Origin of the sequence: Mesorhizobium sp. M0954 (assembly GCF_040319155.1) — a bacterium.
Classification (GTDB): domain Bacteria; phylum Pseudomonadota; class Alphaproteobacteria; order Rhizobiales; family Rhizobiaceae; genus Mesorhizobium.
In genome coordinates this window covers 238,665-259,996 of the sequence record NZ_JAMYNR010000001.1, presented here as the reverse complement: position 1 = coordinate 259,996, position 21,332 = coordinate 238,665, and the positions used below count along the sequence as shown (strand labels likewise).

Annotated in this window: 23 protein-coding genes and 2 pseudogenes; 12 read left to right on the top strand and 13 right to left on the bottom strand. The window is 63.4% G+C overall.

The features are described from left to right. The first annotated feature begins 1 nt into the window (after position 1). Together NKH93_RS01270 and NKH93_RS01265 are read left to right on the top strand one after the other, a co-directional pair. Positions 2–2,266 carry a xanthine dehydrogenase family protein molybdopterin-binding subunit gene (locus NKH93_RS01270; RefSeq protein ID WP_352918370.1) on the top strand — a complete coding sequence of 755 codons (2,265 nt, stop codon included), beginning with the start codon at positions 2–4 and terminating at the stop codon, positions 2,264–2,266. Further along, positions 2,266–2,511: a MoaD/ThiS family protein gene (locus tag NKH93_RS01265; RefSeq protein WP_023675441.1), complete on the top strand. Its 246-nt coding sequence runs from the start codon at positions 2,266–2,268 to the stop codon at positions 2,509–2,511. The genes NKH93_RS01270 and NKH93_RS01265 overlap by 1 nt, the downstream gene beginning before the upstream one ends. A gap of 85 nt (positions 2,512–2,596) precedes the next feature. Here the strand turns inward: NKH93_RS01265 and NKH93_RS01260 are convergent, their stop codons facing one another. Beyond that, a complete protein-coding gene (locus tag NKH93_RS01260) occupies positions 2,597–3,049 on the bottom strand; it encodes an Lrp/AsnC family transcriptional regulator (protein ID WP_352918224.1) in 453 nt (150 codons plus the stop codon). Between the two features lie 118 nt (positions 3,050–3,167). Between NKH93_RS01260 and NKH93_RS01255 the strand changes: the two genes are divergently transcribed. Then, positions 3,168–4,178, top strand: a complete 1,011-nt coding sequence (locus NKH93_RS01255; RefSeq protein ID WP_352918372.1) for a nucleoside recognition domain-containing protein — start codon at positions 3,168–3,170, stop codon at positions 4,176–4,178. Between the two features lie 57 nt (positions 4,179–4,235). Here NKH93_RS01255 and NKH93_RS01250 read toward each other — a convergent pair. Beyond that, positions 4,236–4,436, bottom strand: a pseudogene (locus NKH93_RS01250) (chloride channel protein); the annotation flags it as partial. Between the two features lie 202 nt (positions 4,437–4,638). Between NKH93_RS01250 and NKH93_RS01245 the strand changes: the two are divergent. Continuing rightward, on the top strand, positions 4,639–4,923 hold the full coding sequence (locus NKH93_RS01245) for an SCP2 sterol-binding domain-containing protein (protein ID WP_352448193.1): 285 nt from the start codon (positions 4,639–4,641) through the stop codon (positions 4,921–4,923). Between the two features lie 60 nt (positions 4,924–4,983). On the opposite strand, the gene NKH93_RS01240 is transcribed toward NKH93_RS01245, so the two are convergent. Together NKH93_RS01240 and odc2 are read right to left on the bottom strand one after the other, a co-directional pair. After that, positions 4,984–5,586 carry a GNAT family N-acetyltransferase gene (locus tag NKH93_RS01240; RefSeq protein WP_352918374.1) on the bottom strand — a complete coding sequence of 201 codons (603 nt, stop codon included), beginning with the start codon at positions 5,584–5,586 and terminating at the stop codon, positions 4,984–4,986. A 209-nt stretch (positions 5,587–5,795) separates the two neighbouring features. Further along, positions 5,796–6,929: an ornithine/lysine decarboxylase gene (odc2, locus tag NKH93_RS01235; RefSeq protein WP_352612858.1), complete on the bottom strand. Its 1,134-nt coding sequence runs from the start codon at positions 6,927–6,929 to the stop codon at positions 5,796–5,798. Between the two features lie 562 nt (positions 6,930–7,491). Here odc2 and NKH93_RS01230 point away from each other — a divergent pair. The 4 genes from NKH93_RS01230 to NKH93_RS01215 all read left to right on the top strand — a co-directional run bounded on the left by NKH93_RS01230 (position 7,492) and on the right by NKH93_RS01215 (position 11,489). Next, positions 7,492–8,691: an amidase gene (locus NKH93_RS01230; RefSeq protein ID WP_352918225.1), complete on the top strand. Its 1,200-nt coding sequence runs from the start codon at positions 7,492–7,494 to the stop codon at positions 8,689–8,691. A gap of 1 nt (position 8,692) precedes the next feature. Beyond that, positions 8,693–9,592, top strand: coding sequence for a LysR family transcriptional regulator (locus NKH93_RS01225; RefSeq protein WP_352469556.1), 900 nt, complete (start codon positions 8,693–8,695; stop codon positions 9,590–9,592). Between the two features lie 86 nt (positions 9,593–9,678). After that, positions 9,679–10,347: a DUF1007 family protein gene (locus NKH93_RS01220; protein WP_352564924.1), complete on the top strand. Its 669-nt coding sequence runs from the start codon at positions 9,679–9,681 to the stop codon at positions 10,345–10,347. Continuing rightward, positions 10,344–11,489 carry a nickel/cobalt transporter gene (locus tag NKH93_RS01215; RefSeq protein ID WP_352539487.1) on the top strand — a complete coding sequence of 382 codons (1,146 nt, stop codon included), beginning with the start codon at positions 10,344–10,346 and terminating at the stop codon, positions 11,487–11,489. The genes NKH93_RS01220 and NKH93_RS01215 overlap by 4 nt, the downstream gene beginning before the upstream one ends. 25 nt (positions 11,490–11,514) lie before the next feature. Here the strand turns inward: NKH93_RS01215 and denD are convergent, their stop codons facing one another. From denD to NKH93_RS01195, 4 genes are all read right to left on the bottom strand, one after another. Next, on the bottom strand, positions 11,515–12,492 hold the full coding sequence (gene denD / locus NKH93_RS01210; RefSeq protein WP_352918226.1) for a D-erythronate dehydrogenase: 978 nt from the start codon (positions 12,490–12,492) through the stop codon (positions 11,515–11,517). A 1-nt stretch (position 12,493) separates the two neighbouring features. Continuing rightward, positions 12,494–12,700: a hypothetical protein gene (locus NKH93_RS01205; protein WP_352448198.1), complete on the bottom strand. Its 207-nt coding sequence runs from the start codon at positions 12,698–12,700 to the stop codon at positions 12,494–12,496. Between the two features lie 68 nt (positions 12,701–12,768). Next, positions 12,769–13,746, bottom strand: coding sequence for a cation diffusion facilitator family transporter (locus NKH93_RS01200; RefSeq protein ID WP_352918227.1), 978 nt, complete (start codon positions 13,744–13,746; stop codon positions 12,769–12,771). A gap of 113 nt (positions 13,747–13,859) precedes the next feature. Beyond that, complete coding sequence (locus NKH93_RS01195; protein WP_352918228.1) at positions 13,860–14,546, bottom strand: GNAT family N-acetyltransferase; 687 nt, start codon at positions 14,544–14,546, stop codon at positions 13,860–13,862. Positions 14,547–14,629: 83 nt separating this feature from the next. Between NKH93_RS01195 and NKH93_RS01190 the strand changes: the two genes are divergently transcribed. Together NKH93_RS01190 and NKH93_RS01185 are read left to right on the top strand one after the other, a co-directional pair. Then, positions 14,630–15,814 (top strand): pyridoxal phosphate-dependent aminotransferase, encoded by a 1,185-nt coding sequence (locus NKH93_RS01190; RefSeq protein ID WP_352918230.1) that lies wholly within the window; start codon positions 14,630–14,632, stop codon positions 15,812–15,814. A gap of 22 nt (positions 15,815–15,836) precedes the next feature. Beyond that, a complete protein-coding gene (locus NKH93_RS01185; RefSeq protein ID WP_254816974.1) occupies positions 15,837–16,217 on the top strand; it encodes a YciI family protein in 381 nt (126 codons plus the stop codon). Here the strand turns inward: NKH93_RS01185 and NKH93_RS01180 are convergent. The 4 genes and pseudogenes from NKH93_RS01180 to NKH93_RS01165 all read right to left on the bottom strand — a co-directional run. After that, positions 16,214–16,521 (bottom strand): annotated as a pseudogene (locus NKH93_RS01180) (transposase); the annotation flags it as partial. The gene NKH93_RS01185 and the pseudogene NKH93_RS01180 overlap by 4 nt on opposite strands. 25 nt (positions 16,522–16,546) lie before the next feature. Next, on the bottom strand, positions 16,547–16,999 hold the full coding sequence (locus tag NKH93_RS01175) for a hypothetical protein (protein ID WP_023680980.1): 453 nt from the start codon (positions 16,997–16,999) through the stop codon (positions 16,547–16,549). A gap of 192 nt (positions 17,000–17,191) precedes the next feature. Continuing rightward, positions 17,192–17,947, bottom strand: coding sequence for an SDR family oxidoreductase (locus NKH93_RS01170; protein ID WP_352478254.1), 756 nt, complete (start codon positions 17,945–17,947; stop codon positions 17,192–17,194). Positions 17,948–18,168: 221 nt separating this feature from the next. Then, the gene (locus NKH93_RS01165) at positions 18,169–18,915 is read right to left on the bottom strand and encodes a tellurite resistance TerB family protein (protein WP_352918231.1); all 747 of its coding nucleotides are present in this window, start codon (positions 18,913–18,915) and stop codon (positions 18,169–18,171) included. A 276-nt stretch (positions 18,916–19,191) separates the two neighbouring features. Here NKH93_RS01165 and NKH93_RS01160 point away from each other — a divergent pair, with 276 nt between their 5' ends. Further along, positions 19,192–19,551 carry a YybH family protein gene (locus NKH93_RS01160; RefSeq protein WP_352968924.1) on the top strand — a complete coding sequence of 120 codons (360 nt, stop codon included), beginning with the start codon at positions 19,192–19,194 and terminating at the stop codon, positions 19,549–19,551. A gap of 22 nt (positions 19,552–19,573) precedes the next feature. Here NKH93_RS01160 and trhO read toward each other — a convergent pair whose 3' ends face one another. Continuing rightward, positions 19,574–20,494, bottom strand: a complete 921-nt coding sequence (gene trhO / locus NKH93_RS01155) for an oxygen-dependent tRNA uridine(34) hydroxylase TrhO (RefSeq protein WP_502896418.1) — start codon at positions 20,492–20,494, stop codon at positions 19,574–19,576. Positions 20,495–20,665: 171 nt separating this feature from the next. On the opposite strand from trhO, the gene NKH93_RS01150 reads away from it, so the two are divergent. Beyond that, complete coding sequence (locus NKH93_RS01150) at positions 20,666–21,304, top strand: 2-dehydro-3-deoxy-phosphogluconate aldolase (protein ID WP_352469543.1); 639 nt, start codon at positions 20,666–20,668, stop codon at positions 21,302–21,304. Positions 21,305–21,332 lie beyond the last annotated feature (28 nt).

Below are 21,332 nucleotides of genomic sequence, written 5' to 3'. Positions count from 1 at the left end.
GATGAATTTCGATCCGCGTTACTCCGGACGCAATTTCACCGCTGTCGGCACGCGTCCCATCCGTCCCGACGGCGTCGACAAGGTGACGGGCCGCGCACGCTATGGCGCCGACTTCAACATGGCCGGGCAACTGGTCGGGCGCGTTCTCAGAAGCCCCCATGCGCATGCCACGATCAGGAAGATCGACACGTCGAAGGCGGAGAAGCTCGCCGGCGTCAAGGCCGTGATCACCGCGGCCGACCTGCCCGACCTCACCGACGGCGATGCCGCCATGTACGACATCCTCGACAACTGCATGGCGCGCAAGAAAGCGCTCTATGACGGCCATGCCGTGGCCGCGGTGGCTGCGGTCGATGCCCGCACGGCGAGGCAGGCACTGAAGCTGATCGAGGTCGACTACGAGGTGCTGCCGCATGTCACCGACGTCGACGAGGCGATGAAGCACTCCGCACCTCTGGTCAACGACGCCATCTTCACCGAGGGCCTCGAGCAAAAGCCCCTCAAGCCTTCCAATGTCACCAAGCGCACCCAGTACGGCCATGGCGACATCCATGTAGGTTTCGGCCAGGCCGACTTCGTCGTCGAACGCTCCTTCAAGACCGAGCAGACGCACCAGGGTTATATCGAGCCGCATGCCTGCGTGGCCAGTGTCAGCTCCGACGGCACCGCCGACCTGTGGGTCTGTACGCAAGGCCATTTTGTCTACCGCCAACACTGCGCCCAACTGCTTGGCATGGAAGCCTCGAAGCTGCGCGTCACCTCCTCGGAGATCGGCGGCGGTTTCGGCGGCAAGACCCATGTCTGGGCCGAGCCGGTGGCACTGGCGCTGTCACGCAAGGCCGGGCGGCCGGTCAAGCTGGTCATGACGCGCGACGAGGTGTTCCGCGCCTCCGGCCCGACCAGCGCCACCTCGATCGATGTTCGGATCGGCGCCCGCAAGGACGGCACCATCACGGCGGCCGAGGCGACGCTGCGCTATAGCTGCGGCCCCTATGCCGGCACGTGGGCCGAGATCGGCGCCATGACGGCCTTTGCCTGCTACAAGCTCGAGAACGTCAGGACGGTCGGCTACGAAGTGCTGGTCAACCGGCCCAAGACCGCGGCCTATCGCGCGCCGTCGGCTCCGATGGCGGCGTTTGCGGTGGAAAGTGCGGTCGACGAGCTGGCCAAGGAGATCGGCATGGACCCTGTCGAGTTCCGGATCAGGAACGCGGCGCAGGAAGGCACCAGATCGTCCTATGGACCGGTATATGGCCCGATCGGCATCGGGCCGACGCTGGAGGCGGTGAAGAACCATCCGCACATGAAGGCGCCGCTCGGCAGGAACCAGGGCCGCGGAATGGCCTGCGGCTTCTGGTTCAATTTCGGTGGCCAGACCTGCACCGACCTCAACATCGGCATGGACGGCTCGGTCTCGCTTGCCGTCGGCACGGTCGATGTGGGTGGTTCCCGCGCGTCGCTTTCGCTGGTCGCGGCGGAGGAGCTCGGCATCCCCTATGAGCAGGTCAAGGCGGTGGTCGCCGATACCTCCAGCCTCGGCTACAACGACATGACGGACGGCAGCCGCGGCACCTTCTCCTCCTCCATGGCGACGATCTCGGCCGCCCGCAACGCCATCAAGGTGTTGCGGGAACGCGCCGCACAGATGTGGGACATACCCGTCGACGACGTGGTCTGGGAAAAAGGTCACGCGATTGCCAAGGGCGAGAAATACGGCAACCTTGCAGCATTGTCGCTGAAGGAGATCGCAGCCGCGTCAGGGAAGACGGGGGGACCGATCGCAGGCCACAGTGAGCTCGTCGCCGACGGCGCCGGCGTCTCCTTCGCTACCCATATCTGCGATATCGAGGTCGATCCCGAGACCGGCTCCACCAGGGTGCTGCGCTACACCGTCGTCCAGGACGCCGGCAAGGCGGTGCATCCGACCTATGTCGAGGGGCAATACCAGGGTGGTGCCGCGCAAGGCATCGGCTGGGCGCTCAACGAGGAGTATATCTACGGCAAGGACGGGCGGCTGCAGAACCCTGGCTTCCTGGATTACCGCATCCCGGTCTGCTCGGACCTGCCGATGATCGACACGCAGATCCTCGAGATCCCCAACCCAAACCATCCCTACGGGGTGCGCGGCGTCGGCGAGACCTCGATCGTGCCGCCGCTGGCGGCGATCGCCAATGCGGTGTCGAACGCCGCGGGCGTGCGCATGACCCATATCCCGATGTCGCCGCCGCGCATTCTGGCGGCGATCGAGGCGGAACGGGGAGGCTGATGGTCGAAGTAACGCTCTGGGGGTCGCTCGGCGCGATCGCCGGAGGCAAGAGCAAGGTCGAAATCGAGGCGAAGGATATTCGGGAGCTGTTCAGGAAACTGGCTGAACAGTATCCCGGCCTCGAGCCATACATCGATCGCGGCATCGCCGTCGCCATCGACGGGACGATCTATCGCGACACCTGGTCGAAGGAACTGCCGGAAGGGGCGGAGATATTCCTGCTGCCGCGCCTTGCCGGGGGATGATTTGGGCTCGAGCTCAAGCCGCGCTCCGTGCGGCCAATGCTCGTTTATGAATTCGCGGCCCAGCAGGTCTATCATAACCCGAACACTACAGTGGAATTGCGGTCACTTCTTTGGCCGTTCGGATCACGAACATCGTGTGGTATCGCGCGACGTTGCTTCGGTCTCGGAACAGTCGCTCGCACAGTGCATCGAACTCTTCCATATCCGTCAGGCGGAGCATGAGGACGGCATCGGTTTCGCCGCTTACACTGTAGGCCTGAGTGACGGCCGGTTCCTGGGCGGCCAACTCGAGAAAGTCCCGCATATACTGCTCACCATGACGCTCCAGTTCGACGATGACGATCGCCTTCAAGCCCCGGCCAGCCTTTGCCGGTGCGAGAAGCGCGACGACGCGGCTGATGACACCACTTTTCTTCAGTCGTCGTATGCGGCGCAGGCAGCTCGAAGGGGAAAGCCCGATTAACCCCGCCAGTTTGGCGTTAGTTCGTGAGGCATCATCCTGGAGCAGGTTGAGAAGCCTTCTGTCGATCTTGTCCATGTTGGTCGCGCTCAGCGTCGGTGCGTTGCAATTTTATTGCACGGAATCGCAAACTTTGACCACAAATGCGAAGCGTCTCACGCTACTCAGATGGCTCCAGGGATGATGGAGCAGCATGATGGCAATTTGCGTCGCCTTCTATCGCAAGACATTGGAGACGCTTGAAATCTATTGGGAACTGGTTCGCGTGATCGTTCCGGTTGCGATTGCCACGCGGCTGCTGCAGGACCTTGGCGTCATCCAGGCGATTTCTCCGTTCTTCTCCCCGCTCATGTTGCAGGTGGGGTTGCCACCGGAACTCGCCTTTGCCTGGCTGACGGGATTGCTGGTCGGGATCTGGGGCGCGCTTGTGATCGTATTCACCTTGGTTCCGGTTTCGGCGCTCAGCACTGCCGACATGACGGTTCTTTCGGCTCTCTTGCTGTTTGCACATGCCATTCCGATCGAGCAACGGATCATTCAGAGGGCCGGGCCGAGCTTCCTGGTCACCGCGGCGCTTCGTATTGGCGGGGGTTTGGTCTTTGCTGTCCTTCTGCATCAGATATTCGCCGTGACCGGATGGCTGTCAGGACCGGTGAAGCCGGCGTGGATGCCGACGAATGAAAGCACCGACTGGGGCGGCTTTCTCCTGGGTACGCTCAAAACCCTGGGCATCATGCTCGTTGTTCTGCTTGCGCTGAGCTGGGTGATCGAGCTTCTAAAGATGTCGGGCATTTTGGAGTGGATGAACAGAGGGCTTGCACCGCTCTTTCGGCTCGCCGGCATCGAAAAGCAGACGGTACCTTTCGCCGCTGTCGGCCTGTTTCTCGGGATTTCCTATGGCGCAGGACTGCTGATCCGCGAGGCGCGCACGCCTAGCGCGGAGCCGCGTCAGATATTCCTTGCCTGCGTGTTCATGGGTTTTGCCCATAGCCTCATTGAGGATACGTTGGTCGTCGTCACGCTTGGCGCTGATGTTACGAGCGTGCTTCTCGGTCGCCTAGCGTTTGCCGTGCTCGCGATCGCCGTGATCGCAAAAGTAATCAAGGCGGTTCCCGACGCTTTTTTCTTCAAGACACTCTTCCACAAGGAAGAAGACAGTTCGCGCAATCGGATTTCGGAGCCGGCGATTAGCGGGCCGTTGACGTGAGCCCTCCTTACGCAGCAGCCGACATGTGTGTCGCATCGCTATCCGGACAGGACGCGGCTACCCCTCGCCCGACAGATCCGGCCGCGACTTGTCGAGTTCCTCGGCATAGCGCCGCATCAGGTGGCCTTCGGTCAGCAGCCCGACCACCTTGCGATCGGTGAAATCCTCGACCACCGCCAATTCCTGGGCGCCGGCGCGCTGGAAGGTCTCGGCCGCCGATTGCACGTTCATGCTCGGCACCAGCACAGCATCCCTGAATTTGGCGAAGGACAGCACCGGCAACCATGCCCGCGTGATGCTGCGGCGATAAAGCCCATCTTCACCTCGGGGAACTGCGTTGACGTAAACGTCAACCCGAAGCTATATGCGCCGGCGGCCGTGGCTGTAAAACCAGGCAAGCGGCTTCGGCCAGATCGAAGCGCCGGCGCGCGACAAACGCAAGCAGACGAGGAGAACCGCCATGAGCGTTCAGGAGATTGCCGACAACATCAGGTCGCGCGTGGCGAGTGCCGGGTTCGATCGCTCGGTGAAATTCGACACCGGCAGCGACGGCGTCATCGTTATCGACGGCGCCGATGTCTCGACCACCGATGCGCCGGCCGATTGCACCATAAAGCTGTCGCTCGACGATCTGGACTCGCTGATATCAGGCGACCTCAACCCGACGATGGCCTTCATGTCCGGCAAGATAAAGGTCGAAGGCGACATGAGCGTCGCCATGGCGCTGAGCCAGCTGATCGGCTGATCCACTCCGGTCAGGGATGAAAATAAGCCGCCGTGCAATGGGCGGCTTGTTTCTGATCCGTCACGCAGCGAGCGGCAGCCTCTGTGCCTTCAGCTTGCGCCCTGCCGCCTTCAGAGTGCCTTGCGCGCCGTCGAGCGCGCCGACAACCAGTTCCCGCGCCAGCAGGCGGTGCCGCTCGTAAGGCCCCGGCATGGCCATCGAGCCGGTCTTTGCGGCCGAAAAACCGAAGCGCTCGTAATAGGGCGCGTCGCCGACCAGCAGGATCGCCGCATGGCCAAGCCTCTCGGCCTCAGTGACCGCATGGCGCATCAGCGCCGAGCCGATGCCGGCATTTTTCAGCGCCGGGTCGACCGCAAGCGGGCCGAGCAGCAGCGCTGCCTTGCCGCCCTCGCCCAGCACCACGTCCCACAGCCGCACCGTGCCGGCAACAGTGCCCGACGCATCGCGCGCGACAAAGGCCAGGCCCTCCGAAGGCCGGCGGCCGCGCCGCAGCTTTTCCGACGACTTCTTCCGGCGCTTCGGCCCCATGGCGCGATCGAGCAAAGCCTCGCGCGCCGGGACGTCGGCGGCGCTTTCGGCGACGACCGCAATCTCCCCCCTCGAGGGGGAGATGTCGCCGAAGGCGACAGAGGGGGTTGTCGCGCGTGAAGCGCCGGCCTCCATCTGCGGCAGTAGGCCGAGTCCAGTCGAACCGACCCCCTCCGGCCGCTTCGCGGCCATCTCCCCCTCGAGGGGGGAGATTCCCACGCCTTCAACGATGAGATCTGCAATGTTCATTTCCGCGATCCTTCACAAGCGGATTGTTTCCACAGGCGAGCCCGGGCGGGCGACAGGGGCCCACCGGGGATGATCTGAGCAACTCTTGCGAGCCCTCAGATCACGTAGGATCGGAGAGGCTCGAAGCCGTTGAAGGCGACAGAGGCGTAGGTCGTCGTGTAGGCGCCGGTGCCCTCGATCAGCACCTCGTCGCCGATGGTCAGCGACAAGGGCAGCGGGTACGGCGTCTTTTCGTACATCACGTCGGCCGAATCGCAGGTCGGGCCGGCGAGCACGCAAGGCGCGGTCTCGCTGCCGTCATGCGCGGTGACGATCGGGTAGCGGATCGCCTCGTCCATCGTCTCGGCGAGACCGCCGAACTTGCCGATGTCGAGGAACACCCAGCGCACATTGTCGTTGTCGGCCTTCTTCGAGATCAGCACGACCTCCGATTTGATCACCCCGGCATTGCCGACCATGCCGCGGCCCGGCTCGATGATCGTCTCGGGGATGGCGTTGCCGAAATGCTTCCTGAGCGCCGAGAAGATCGCCTGGCCATAGGCCTGCGCCACCGGCACGTCCCTGAGATAGCGGGTCGGGAAGCCGCCGCCCATATTGACCATCTTCAGCACGATGCCTTCGTCGGCGAGCGTCGCGAACACCTTCTTGGCGTCTGCCAGCGCGCGGTCCCAGGCGGTCAGGTCGGTCTGCTGCGAGCCGACATGGAATGACACGCCATAGGCGTCGAGGCCGAGCGCCCTGGCATGGCGCAGCACGTCGACTGCCATTGCCGGCACACAGCCGAACTTGCGCGACAGCGGCCATTCGGCGCCCTCGCCATCGGTCAGGACGCGGCAGAACACGCGGGCGCCGGGAGCGACGCGAGCGATCTTCTCGACTTCCTCGACGCAGTCCACCGCAAACAGCTTGATGCCGAGCTGGTAGGCGCGCTGGATGTCGCGCTCCTTCTTGATGGTGTTGCCGAAGGAGATGCGGTCCGCCGGCGCACCGGCGTCCATCGCCATCTCGACTTCGGCAACGGAAGCGGTGTCGAAGGACGAGCCCATCGCAGCAAGCAGGCGCAGGATTTCCGGCGCCGGATTTGCTTTCACCGCATAGTAGATCTTGGAATCGGGAAGCGCCTTCTCGAAAGCACGGAAATTGTCGCGCACGACATCGAGGTCGACGACGAGGCACGGGCCGTTCGGACGTCGGGTGGCGAGAAAGTCAAGGATGCGCTGGGTAGCCATCGGGTCTCTCCATCAGCGCCTTTCGGCGCGCACAAAGGCTTGCGGACGCGGGCTCTCGGCCTCGCGAACACGCGGTGGACAAAGGCGGGACGGAAATCCATGGAACCAGCCGGTGGAGACCCCGGAACCATGAAGCGCCGTCTCGCGGCGGTGAACCTTGGCCTTGCCCGGCCTCGGTTCGCTTTGTCTGCCTTGGCTTGGATGGGAGACCCGTCCGCACTGCCGGCAATGAAGGTGTGCCTCTTCAGTAACCCCGATCTTTGGACGACCGGCAGAACACCAGAAAGGCCCGCACCGTCGTTGCTTCAAGGTGTCCTCGGTTGGCGGTTGGCCGCTAAACCGACTGGAGGGGTTGGCTCCAGTTACCTTACCGATTACCCTCACCATTCGAGGATCGGCGGACACCCACAGGCACGTGCGACTTTGGGCAAGCGCGATATAAGATCGAAAGATTTCACAATCAATAAAAATCGTATGGCAGGTTGTAAAATTTGTGGCATCGAACAATGCTGCGGCAACCAGAAGAAAAATGCTGCGGCAAGCACATCCGGATATCGAACGCATGACAGGCACTCGCGGCCCGCTGAACGCTTTTCTCGACCTTGATCAAACCCCTGTAGCCAATGCGAAATCCGGCCCGCTTGCCGGCTTGCGGCTTGCCGTAAAGGACATCTTCGACGTCGCCGGCTACCGCACCGGCTGCGGCAATCCGCAGAAATACCGGGACGCTTCACCGGCCATGGCGACCGCGCCGGCCGTCCAGGCGCTGCTTGATTCGGGCGCCCGCTTCGTCGGCAAGACGCAGACCGACGAACTCGCATTTTCCCTGCTGGGGCTGAACGCGCATTTCCCGTCGCCCATCAACCCGGCAGCACCCGACCGCGTCACCGGCGGCTCGTCCTCCGGTTCTGCCGCGGCAGTCGCCGGCGGGCTGGCCGACATTGCAACCGGATCGGACACCGGCGGCTCGATCCGAGCGCCGGCAAGCTTCTGCGGCCTGATCGGCCTCAGGACGACGCATGGCCGCATCCCGCTCGACGGCACCATGCCGCTGGCGCCTTCGCTGGACACGTTCGGCTGGTTCGCAAGCGACATCGTCATCTACGAAAAGGTCGGCACGGCGCTGCTCGGCGACGATCCGCATTCCCACGAACTGAGACGCCCCGTCGCTCTCGCTGCGCTGGACGGCCTCGTGCTCGGCCCGCACGAGGCCGACGAATATCGCGCCATGCTCCGCAGTGTCGCTTCGGTGCTGGGCGCACCGCGCAGCGTCGGCCCGCTGTCGCATTCGACCGACGATCTCTATTGGTGCTTCCGCAAGCTGCAAGGCTATGAAGCCTGGCAAAGTCACGGCGCCTGGATCGCCGGCGGCGACCGCATGCTGGGACCCGGTGTCAAGGAGCGTTTCGAGCACGGCGCGACAATCGACGCGGCAACCGCGCAATGTGAAACGGAACGTCGCGTTTCGTTTCGCCTCGAACTGGCCGGCCTGCTTGGCGACGACGGCGTTCTTGTGCTTCCGACCGCTCCTGGTGCCGCGCCGCTCAAGGCCGCGTCATTCGACGATTTGCAGACCTATCGCGAGCGGGCGCTGAGACTGCTCTGCCTTTCCGGCCTGTCCGGCTTTCCGCAAATCACGCTGCCGCTCGGCAAGACCGGCGGGGCGCCGTTCGGCCTTTCGCTGCTCGGTCCGAAGAACAGCGACCGGCAGTTGATTGCGCTGGCCGCCCGCATCCTTTCGGCCCACCAAGGAGGCGCATGACATGGATACGCTGACCCGCATGCGCGCCTTCATCGACGTGGTCGAGGCCGAAGGATTTTCGGCGGCGGCGCGCAAGATCGGCCGCTCGAAGGCGCTATTGTCGAAATATGTGCGCGAGCTGGAGGACGAGCTCGGCGCGCTGCTGCTCAACCGCACCACCAGGCAGTTTTCCCTGACCGAGGCCGGCCACACCTATTACCGGCGCGCCTCGGAGATCGTGCGCGAGGTCGACAGCCTTGCCGATGCGGTGCGCGAATCCTCCGGCGACGTGCGCGGCAGGATCAAGCTGTCGGCGCCGCGCACCTTTGCCGACGCGCCGATCGGCCAGTCGCTGATCGACTTCGCCAAGCAGCACCCCGACATCGTGCTCGACATCCATCTCGACGACCGTTTCGTCGATCTGGTCGAGGAGGGCTTCGATCTGGCGGTGCGCATTTCGCGGCTGGAAAATTCCTCGTTGATCGCCAGGCGCCTGGCGCCATTTTCGGTACGGCTTTGCGCGTCTCCTGAACTGATCGCCAGGCACGGCATGCCGGTCAGGCCGCAAGACCTTGCCCGCGTGCCTTGCATCATCGACACCAATGGGCGCTGGCTCACCAACTGGCCGTTCAAAGGCGACAGCGGCGATACGGTGAGCGTTTCGGTTTCCGGCCCGATCGAGGTCAACAGCCCGATGGCGGCAAGGGCCGCTGCCGTGGCTGGATTGGGATTTTCCGTCCTGCCGGATTTCATCGCCGCGCCCGACATCGAAAGCGGCAAGCTGCTGACTGCGCTGGATGACCGCATTCTGCCCGGCGGCGGCATTTTTGCCGTCTATCCGCACCGGCGCTATCTGCCTGCAAAAGTTCGCGTTTTCGTCGACTTCCTGGTGCAGTGGTTCAAGACGCTGGACAACGCATGAGCTTTCAGCCGCGTTGCGGTCCCATTTTCGCCCGCTTTCTGGTAACTGTCGGCAATTCACCGAAGCCGATTGAATCGCGACCGAGAATGCACCTGAAACGGCAAGCAATGATGCTGGCTTCGGCCTTGACCGCGACGTTTGCCGCCGTCGGACCGGCTGAGGTGCATCCCCACGTCTTCGCCGAAGCCCGCCTCGAAGTGGTCCTCGGCCCGGATCACCAAACTGTGAAGGCATTGCGCCATGTCTGGCGCTTCGACGATTTGTTTTCGAGCACGGTGATGATGGAGTTCGACAAGAATTCCGACCTGAAACTCGACGACAAGGAGCTGAAGGATGTCGCCGACACCGTCCATGCCTCGCTTGCCGAATTCAACTATTTCCAGCTCGTCACCGTCGACGGCAAGGACGTGGCAATGACCCCGCCGCCGCATTTGATGGCCAATTTCGACAATGACCAGTTGATCATCCTGTTTGAATCTGAACCGAAGGTACCGATCAAACTGAGCGGCAAGATAGATATCGGCGTCTACGACCCGACCTTCTACACCGCGATCGATTTCACCGAGGATGCCAATCTGCAGGTCGATGGGTTGCCGCCGACCTGCACCAGCAAGGTTGTCCGCCCGAACCCGGACGAGGCGATCGCCCAGAACCAGAAGACCCTGACCGAGGCCTTCTTCAACGATCCGACAGGCACCGACATGAGCAAGATCTTTGCCACCAAGCTTGAACTGACCTGTCAGCCGGAAGGATAGATCCAGTGACCAAACCGTCCCTGCGTTTGGCATTCGGTCTTCTGGCCGCCGCCTTTGTGATGACGCACTTTCTCGGCTCCGCCCACGCCCAGAGTTCACTCGGCATCGGCACCAATGACGGCATGGCTCCAACCGCCACCGGCCCGTTCGCCCACATCCTGATGTGGATCAATCTGCGCCAGCAGGAATTCTATCATGCGCTTGCCGGCGCGATGAAGGCGATGCGCCAGGACGGCAGCAAGTTGTGGCTGCTCATCGGCCTGTCCTTTGCCTATGGCATTTTCCACGCCGCCGGCCCCGGTCACGGCAAGGCGGTGATCTCTTCCTACATGGTGGCCAATGAAGTGGCGCTCCGGCGCGGCATCATGCTGTCCTTCGTCTCGGCCCTGCTGCAGGCGCTGACCGCGATCGTGGTGATGCTGGTCGCCTATTTCTTGCTGCGCGGCACTGCCGTCTCGATGACAGACGCCGCATGGTTCCTTGAAATCATGAGCTATGTCTTCGTCACTCTGTTCGGCGCCTGGCTGCTGTGGCGCAAGGCCGGCCCGGCCATCCTTCGCCTGTTCGGCGCAAATCCGGGCTACAGCCTCTCGGCTGCCCATGCCGGCCATTCACATGCCGGCCATTCACATTCCGCGCATGCCCATGCGGCACATTCCCACGCGCTTGATGCGCATGACCACCACGATCATGCGCATGACCACGGCGCCCACGACCACGCCCATGCTGCGCACGATCACCACAGCCATGCGGCGGGCGAGGTCTGCGAGACGTGCGGACACTCGCATGCCCCCGACCCGGCGCTGCTTTCCGGTGATCGCTTCGATTGGCGCACGGCCTGGTCGGCGGTCGCTGCCGTCGGTATCCGCCCCTGTTCCGGCGCGCTGATCGTGCTGAGCTTCGCCTTGCTGAACGGGCTATGGTTCGGCGGCATCCTTTCGGTGCTGGCCATGGCGCTCGGCACCGCAATCACCGTCTCGGCCCTGGCGACGCTTGCGGTGACCGCCAAGAACTGGGCGGTGTATTTCGCCGGCGACGGCCGCATGGGCAACCGCATCCATTCCTTCGTCGAGATCGGCGGCGCCGCCTTCGTCTTCCTGTTCGGCCTGCTGCTGCTTTCGGCCAGCCTGACTGGCGCCTGACCTCGTTGCGTCCGATCGGGGCGCTTTAACTAGGGATATTGCCCCCCAACTCGTCTTCGATATGGACGCGGATGATCTCGTCGAAGCTCGTTTCGGCGGCAAAGCCAAGCTCCCTCGAGCGCCGCGCCTCGAAGCGCGTCGGCCAGCCCTTGACGATCGCCCAGATCGTCTCGTCGGGCTCCTCGCGGATCAGTTTCACCGCCTTGGCGCCGGCGACACGTTCCAGCGCTTCGATCTGTTCGCCGACGCTGACGGCGACGCCCGGCATCGCCAGGTTGCGGCGCGGGCCGACGGCACTGCCGTCGATCTGAGCCGCATGGATCAGGAAATTCACCGCCGAACGCGGGCTGGCGTGTGTGTGGACGACTGAGCGCGGCACCGGCAGGATCGCTTCATGGCCGCTCAGCGGCTCGCGGATGATACCGGAGAAGAACCCTGAGGCCGCCTTGTTCGGCTTTCCCGGCCTGACGCAGATGGTCGGCAGCCTGATGCCGATGCCGTCGAAGAAACCGCGGCGCGTATAGTCGGCAAGCAGCGCCTCGCCGATCAGCTTCTGCGTGCCGTAGGAGGTCAGCGGCGTCGGGTGGAACTCGTCCGGAATGATGTCGGGAAACGGTGCGCCGAACACGGCGATCGACGAGGTGAAGACGACGCGTGGCGTATAGGCGGCCAAGCGGATGGCATCGAACAGCGCCCTTGTGCCGTCGAGATTGACGCGATAGCCGAGATCGAAATTAGCCTCCGCCTCACCCGACACCACGCCGGCGAGATGGAAGATCACGTCGGGGCGCGGCGCGACCAGATTTGCGGTCGCTCCCGGTGCGACAAGGTCGCCGGTGTGGAGGGTAATGCTGACACCTTCGAGCACCGGCGCTTGCGGCGGCACGATATCATGAAGGTCGAGCGCGGCGATCTTGCGGCCGCCGAGCGTCCCGTCCTTGGCCAACCTGGCGATGAGTTTGCGGCCGACCATGCCTGCCGCGCCGGTAATCAGAATGCGCATGTCACTTTCCCTTTTTGCGCTGGCTGCGGCTACGCAGCCAGAACACGACGAAGATTGCCACCATGAAGATCGCCGCGACGACACCGGCAAGCACCGTCGAGACCTTGCCGACCGCCAGCATCACTGTTGGAAGATAATAGGCTGCGATGCCGAACAGCAGCAAAACCCAGGCGGCGCCGATCGCCGCATTGCGGGTGTCGCGGTCCATTACGCGGCGCCAGGGTGGCGAGAGTTCATGTCGATCGTTGCCAATGCCCAGAACTCCCGAAGTCAGTGCTAATGGCCGCGGTGCGGTGCCGCATCATGCGCGTGATCGTGCTCGTCATCATGCTCATGGCTGTCCGCACATCGGCCGAATTCCGGTTCAACCGTGGCATGGGCTATGCCATGTTCCGCCGCAAGCCGCTTCTTGATCGCGCTGACCGCCATATGCGCGTCGACGCCGTCATTGAGGCAGGCATGCAACGTCGCCATGTTGCTGGAACCGTCGATCGACCAGACATGCATGTGATGCACCTCGCGCACGCCCTTGATTGTCGCCTCGATGTCCCTGGCGATCAGGTCGCGGTCGAGGCTTGCCGGCACGCCCTCGAGCAGGACGTGGGCGGCTTCGCGCATCAGCGACCAGGCCGTGGACAGGATCAGCAGCGAGACCAGGATCGACAGGATCGGATCGATGGGCGTCCAGCCCGTCGCCAGGATCACCAGCGCCGCGACGATCGCCGCTGCCGAGCCGAGCAGGTCGCCGAGCACGTGCAGGATGGCGCCGCGCATATTCAGGCTGCCGTGGTCGCCGCCATGCAGCACGTAGAACGAGCCGAGATTGACCAGCAGGCCGGCGATGGCAACGACCAGCATCGGCCCGCCGAGCACGGGCTCAGGGGTCAGCAAACGCCCCCAGGCCTCATAGACGATCCACAGCGCAATGGCGAAGATGGCGATGCCGTTGGTGTAGGCGACCAGTGTCTTGACCCGGCCGAAGCCGTAGGTGAGGCGCACGGTCGCCGGCCGGCTCGCAAGGTGAAAGGCATACCAGGCAAGGCCGAGCGCGACGCAATCGGCAAGCATATGGCCGGCATCCGCCAGCAGCGCCAGTGAACCGGTGAAGATGGCGCCCAGCGTCTCCGCGACCATGAAGCCGGCGGTCAGGCAGGCAGCGATCAGCACGCGCTTCTTGTCGGTCGAGCCGTGCACATGACCTGCGCCATGGCTGTGGTCGTGGCCCTGCGCAGCGTGGTCGTGGGTATGCGCCATCTATAGCCCCTGCTAGAGCCTGATCTATCCCGGCAGACTCGGGATGGAGGCTCTGTCTTCTCGTTTGACCATAATCCTATCCGAAAACCGGATACCACTTTTCGGGAGCATGGTCAGGCGCCGAACTCGGCGCGAAAATCCTCGAGCCGCCGCTTCTGCTGGCCATCGCTGTCGAAATTGGCCGGATCGAGCCACGCTTCATAGGCTCTGCGCAGATCAGGCCATTCCTTGTCGATGATCGAATACCACGCGGTATCGCGGTTTTCGCCCTTGACCACAAGATGCTGACGGAAAATGCCCTCGAACTTGAAGCCGAAACGTTCCGCCGCGCGCTTCGACGGCTCGTTGCGATTGTTGCATTTCCATTCGTAGCGGCGGTAGCCAAGCTCGTCGAAGACATACTTCATGAACAGGAACTGCGCTTCCGTCGCCGCCGGCTTTCGCGAGATCAACGGGCCCCAATAGATGTTGCCGATCTCGATGACGCCGTAGGCGGCGTCGATGCGCATCAGCGTCTGGCGCCCGGCGACCTTGCCGCTGGCCTTGTCGATGACCGTGAAGAACAGCGGGTCCTCGCTGGCTTCTGCCTTGTCCAGCCACGGCTGGAAGGCGGCACGGCTCTCCGGCGGGTAGTCTGGCAGCCAGGCGAAGCGGCCGCCGGCATCGGCCACCGACGAGGCCTCGAACAGGCCGTCACCGTGTTTTTCGGCGTTGAGCGGCTCCAGCCTGACAGTTCGCCCCTCCAGCACCTTGCGTTCGGGCCGCGGGCGCGGTTGCCAATTCTTGAGATTTTCCGACACCGAAAACTCCAATCCGTTTGACTTTTGCGGGCGGACGCTCACAAAAACGCACGCTCGCTGAAAGAACCACACGGACGGGAAAAATGCTCCACACGATTTCGGCCTTCGACCGCCTCGGCGAGGAAAATGCGTTCGCGGTGCTGGCGCGTGCCACGGCACTTGCCCACCAGGGCCGCGATATTGTCAATCTCGGCATCGGCCAGCCCGACTTCAAGACGCCGCAGCACATCGTCGAGGCCGCGATCAAGGCGCTGCGCGATGGCCATCACGGCTATACGCCGGCCAACGGCCTGCTGGCGACGCGCGAAGCGGTGGTACGCCGCACGCTGGCCACCACCGGCGTCGAAGTCTCGCCCGAAGCGGTGATGATCCTGCCCGGCGGCAAGCCGACCATGTTCGCGGCGATCCTGATGTTCGGCGAGCCGGGCGCCGAAATCCTCTATCCCGATCCCGGCTTTCCGATCTACCGCTCGATGATCGAGTTCACCGGTGCTGCCCCCATCCCGGTGCCGATGCGCGAGGAGAACGGCTTTGCCTTTTCGGCCGCGGAGACACTGGCGCTGATCACCCCGAAGACCAGGCTGCTGATCCTCAACTCGCCCGCCAACCCGACCGGCGGCGTCACGCCGCGCGCCGAGATTGAAAAGCTGGTCAAGGGGCTGCAAGCGCACCCGGACGTCGCCATCCTCTCCGACGAGATCTACGACGTGATGACCTATGACGGCGAGACGCACTGTTCGCTGCTCGCCTTCCCCGAAATCCGTGATCGGCTGATCGTGCTCAACGGCTGGTCGAAGACCTGGGCGATGACCGGCTGGCGCATGGGCTGGTCGATCTGGCCGAACGGCGACAAGGGCGCGCATCTCTATGACAAGGTGCGCAAGCTGGCGGTCAATTGCTGGTCCTGCGTCAACGCGCCGAGCCAGTATGCCGGCATAGCCGCCATCGACGGCCCGCAGGACGACGTCGACAAGATGATGCGCGCCTTCGACCGCCGCAGGAAGGTCGCGGTCGAGGGGTTGAATGCCTTGCCGGGCGTTTCATGCATCACGCCGAAAGGCGCCTTCTATGCCTTCCCCAATGTTTCCAAGACCGGCTGGAAGGCCAAGAAGCTCGCCTCGGCGCTGCTCGAGGATGCCGGCGTGGCGCTGATCGGCGGCCCCGATTTCGGCATTCTCGGCGAAGGCTATGTCAGGCTGTCCTACGCGAATTCCGAAGAGAACATCCTGCGCGCGCTGGAGCGGATCGAGGCGTTCCTGGCGAAGTGAGGACGACGAAAGGAGACGCCAGATGTTCTATGCCATTCTTGCCTATCACGAGGAAGAAGCGATCACGGCACTGACGCCTGAGCAGGATGCGGCGCTGATGACCGATCTTCTCCAGATCAACGATCGGCTCTACCGGCAAGGCACCCTTGGGCCGGCGGCCCGGCTCGGCGCGACACAAGACGCCTGCACCTTGCGCGGGCCAGGCACCGGAATGGTTATCGACGGCCCCTTTGCCGAGACCAAGGAACAATTGCTGGGGCTCTATGTCGTCGACTGCGCCAACCGTGACGCCGCCATCGACATTGCGCGCGACCTTCGCCGCGTCAATCCGACCGCCGTCTACGAAATCCGCCCGATTTCGCTCTATCTTCCCGGCGTGCCGCTTCCGGTCACCCGGCCCTAGGACGTAGACTCATAGCTACGTGGCCAGATGCGGATTGCGACCAGTTTTAGGGCGGCAAGAAAGTTCTCAGCCAGCTTGTCGTAGCGCGTCGCGATGCGACGGAACTGTTTGGCTTTGTTGAAGAAGCGCTCGATCAGGTTACGGGCTTTGTATAGGAAGGGCTGAAGCAGATCGGGGCCTTGCGATAGGCTTTGGGCGGGATATTGGCCCAAGTGTTCTGGTCGGTGATGGCAGTGCGCAATGCGTTGGCATCGTAGCCCTTGTCGGCGAGCAGCATCGCACCTTCAGGCAAATCTTTGATCAAGTCCGCTGCGGAGGCAGACATTTGGCTATGAAAGTGCCGTCCAGACCACACTCTCAAGATCGGGAGAGTAGCGGGCGATGATAGCCTCTTGATCATTTTCCTGCGTGAGAATTATCTGCTTCCCAGTAGCATCACCGAGCAATCGCATAAAGCGGTCAAGCTTCTCAACCTCGGTTTTTCCGCTGACTTGCCTTGGATCGAAGTCGAACTCAATTTCGACAGCGCTGAAGAAGTGACATGCAAGCTGGATTGGCCCGACGTAAAAAGACAGTAAGCTGCCAGTTTCGCTTTCCAGGGCCGCTTCGACGCCCAAAGGCATCGACTCGATCTTGCCGGAGACGCTGAAACTCGCAGGCGGGGTCCATTCGAGGAGGATGTCCCAGACGACCTGCCAATCTGCCTCAGACGTGTTCAGAACGTAGATGTCTCGCCAGTAGCCGTCCCAAGCGAAATCCGATGCTATCTGTTCCCAATTCATGCAGGAACCATTCTCTATGAATGCAGTTCTAGCATGACATACGCCATGAGCGCTTTCCACAAATCCCAAGCCCGCTTTCCACCTATCCCGGTCATTCCGCATTTATGAGTTTACGGCCTAGTCTTGTGCATGTCGCCCAAAAGTGCGCAGCGGTTTTGGGACAACGACATTTATGCAACCTGGACCGGTTGCCTACCCTCGCCCGACAAATGGCATCTTCGTCGCCATCACGGTCATGAACAGCACGTTGGCGTCGAGCGGCAGGCTGGCCATATGGAGGACGGCATCGGCGACGCGCTCGACATCCATCACTGCTTCGGCGGCAATGGTGCCGTTGGCTTGCGGCACGCCGACCGTCATCGCCTGCGCCATGTCGGTCAGCGCGTTGCCGATGTCGATCTGGCCGCAAGCAATGTCGAAGGGCCTGCCGTCCAGCGCCAGCGTCTTGGTCAGCCCGGTGATGGCGTGCTTGGTCGCCGTATAGGGCACCGAGCCCGGCCGTGGCGCATAGGCCGATACCGAGCCGTTGTTGATGATGCGGCCGCCCATCGGCTGCTGCCTGCGCATGGCGCCGAACGCGGCGCGAGCACACAGGAACGAGCCGGTGAGATTGACCCCGACGATGTCGTTCCACACTTCGACCGGGATGTCGTCGATCAATGTCGATTTGTAGCTCGTGCCGGCATTGTTGAAGAGCAGGTCGACGCGCCCGAAAGCCGCCGCCACCGTCTCGAACAGATCGTCGACCTGATCGGCCTTGCTGATGTCGCAGGCGAAGGCCAATGCCTTGGCCTGCGTCGGCCCGGCCGCGGCGATCGCATCCTCCAGCACCGGCTTGCGGCGACCGCAGAAGACCGTATTCCAGCCGGCCTTGAGCAGCGCCGTGGCGACGCTTTTGCCGATGCCCGTGCCGGCGCCGGTGACGATGGCGGTTTTATAGTCGGTCATGGCTGTACTCCCTGAAAGAGATGAGGCATCGCAAATGACGGGAACCATGGCAAGCCGGCCCAAAGCCTGTGCTCACAAAAAGGGCGGCCGTTGGCGACCGCCCCTGATCCGAACCGGGCATGGGAGGAGGAAAGCCGATCCGACTGACTGAAATCATGCGCTCACCGGATTAACGAGAAGCTAACGCCAACGGCGCCGAGCTCCGAGGCTTCCTCTTCGAGCTACCAGCGCGAGCCTGCGACCGGCTTGGCCGTGCTGCCCGCTACCGGCACCTTCGCCGCCGTCACCGTCGCCTCGACATGGTCGACCAGCGCATCCGGCAGGCCGAGACGGCCGGCAAGCAGGTCGAGATAGCCGCGTTCGGCCCGCGTGTCCGGATCGATGGCAAGACGCGAGGCGGTGTAGAGTTCCAGCTTTTGCGCATCGGTCTTGGCCCCGGCGATCAGCACATCCAGATCGAGCGGCGCCTCCAGTTCCGACATCAGGAATTTCTCCGCTTCGGCGCCGACGCCGGCGAGGCTGAGCTTGCCGGCGATCTTCTGCCGCTCTTCGTCATCGACGTGACCGTCGGCCTTCGCCGCCGAGATCATCGCCCTGACCAGCGTCAGCGTGAATTCGTCTTCGCCCTGCGGCGCTTGCGACGGATGGAAGGCGGTATCGGCCGGCGGCGGCAGCAATTCCGGTTCGCCTGCAGCTTGCGTCTCGGCCGGCGCGTTGCCGTTCTTGTAGTTCTGGTAGGCCTTGTAGGCGAGGCCGCCGATCGCAGCCAACCCACCAAGCTTCACCGCCGCACCGGTGACCTGGCGGCCTGGGCCGGTTCCGAGCAGCACCGCGGCCAGCGCACCGGCTGCAAGCGGATTGTCCTTGGCCATCTGCACCGCCTGCCCGGCCTTGTAGCGGACGGTTGATCCGGTGCCGGGGACTTGCGAGCCGAGCAGATCGTCGAGGAGCTTCTTGGGATCGAACATCTATGCCTCCAGAATTGGCCCGGCCGAAGGTGCGCGGGCAGGGTTTCGACGTCGAAGACCTAGGTCCCGCAGTTTGACATTACAATGACGCGGCGCGTCCTTTTGCCCGCTGCCACGCATGACCTCGCACCGACATCTGCTTGGATTTCACGCGGAAATTATAGTGCTGCAGCCTCCTTCCGCGTCAAAAAACGCGCGGTGCTGTGGACATCGGACGTGTCGAAACCAGCTTCGACTTCGAGTAATGTCCGGCATGTCGCTTGAGAGGAGCCTGGCATGACCGATGAGACAGACCGCCAGCCGGCACGCGATCCCCAGGAGCTGGAGCGCCTGTTGATTTCGCGGCAATGGGTCGGAGACATTGACGGCATGGCCGCGCTTTTTGAGCCGCATGCAGTCATCGACAGCGGTGGCGGACACCTGACGTTCGGCCGCGAAGCCATCCGGGCACTGTTCGCGGAGATCACCGCAACCGGCCGAAAATTTCAGTCCGAAGATCAGCGCCCGGCTATCATCAATGGCGACCTGGCGCTGACCTCGACCCGGCTTCCCGACGGCACCATCACCACCGAGGTCGCGCGCCGGCAGAGCGACTGGACATGGCTGTGGGTCATCGATCGTTTCTCTGTTGCTTGACGTGAAGTTGCTTAACGTGAAGCTAACTTCCGATGTGGCGGTCGCCGCGTGCTTGCGCCAGCTCGACCTGGTGCTGGCGCTCGGCGTAGCGGGCGCGATCTTCGTCCGAGCGGGCATCGAAGCAATGCGGGCATGAAACGCCGGTGGCATATTGCGGCGACAGCCGGTCTTCCGCGGCTAGCGGATGCCGGCAGGCGCGGCAGAGTTCGGCCTCGCCTTCGACCAGCCCGTGCGATACCGAAACGCGCTCGTCGAAGACGAAGCATTCGCCTTGCCAGAGGCTCTGTTCGGCGGGCACATCCTCGAGATATTTCAGAATGCCGCCCTTGAGGTGGAACACATCCTCCAAACCGAGCGACTTCACATAGGCTGTCGCTTTCTCGCAGCGAATGCCGCCGGTGCAGAACATGGCGACCTTGCGCCGGTCGAGCTCGTGCCGATGCTGCTCGACCCAGGCCGGGAATTCGCGGAAGCTGTTGGTGGCGGGATCGACAGCGCCCTTGAAGGTGCCGAGCGACACCTCGTAGGCATTGCGCGTGTCGATGACGATGGTGCCCGTATCCGAGATCAGTGCATTCCAGTCGGCCGGCGCGACATAGGTGCCTGCACCTGCCGCCGGATCGATATTCTCCACGCCCATGGTGACGATCTCGCGCTTCAACCGCACCTTCATGCGGTGGAACGGCATCGTTGCGGCGTTGCTGTATTTGATCTCGAGGCCGGCGAGACCGTCGATGGATTCGAGATGATCGATGAGCGCCGCGATTGCCGGTTCACTGCCGGCGACCGTGCCGTTGATGCCCTCACGCGCCAACAGCAGCGTGCCTTTGATGCCGCGTGCGCAGCAGAAGGCGGCGAGCGGCGCGCGCAGCGCCTCGAAGGTGTCGAGCCGGGCGAAGCGGTAAAGCGCGGCAACGCGGAAGGCTTGGCTGGGAAGTGTCATCACCAAGCCACTAGACGCTCACGACAGCCGGATCAAGGCAGAGCCGGGAGCGGTCTGACCGCGGAAGGTTTCGAACACCACGCGTGACATCGCGACACGCCGCGTTTCGTGGACAGAAAAACCGCCTTCTGCTAACCGGTCGACTTGATCAACAGAGGAGAGAGACGACGAATGCCCAGCACGACCGAAAAGCTCCTGTCGCTCCTCAACGGCCAGCCGGTCATACCGGTGCTGAAGATCGCCAATCCCGCCGACGCGGTGCCGCTGGCCCGGGCGCTGGCCCGCGGCGGCCTGCCGGCGATCGAGATCACGCTGCGCACCGCCGACGCGCTGGAGGCGATCCGCCGGGTGGCGGGCGAGGTTGAAGACGCCGTCGTCGGCGCCGGCACCATCCTGGACGCCCGGCAGTTCGGCGAGGCGGCGGCCGCCGGTTCGAAGTTCATCGTCAGCCCCGGCATCACCCGCGAGCTTCTCGCGGCAGCCAAGGACAGCGACGTGCCGTTGCTGCCCGGCGCCATCACGCCGGGAGAGGTCATGGCCGCCCGCGAAGCCGGCCTGCGCTTTCTGAAATTCTTCCCGGCCGAACAGTCGGGCGGCATCGCTTCGCTCAAGGCTTTCGCCTCGCCGCTTGCCGACGTGAAATTCTGCCCGACCGGCGGTATCACCGGCAAGAATGCCGCGGACTACCTCAGCCTGCCCAACGTCATCTGCGTCGGCGGTTCCTGGGTGGCGCCGGACGATCTGGTCAAGGCCGGCAAATGGGACGAGATCGAAGCCTTGGCGCGCGCGGCAAGCAAGCTCGGGCGCTAGCATCTTCTGCATCAAAAGCCGCCGCCGA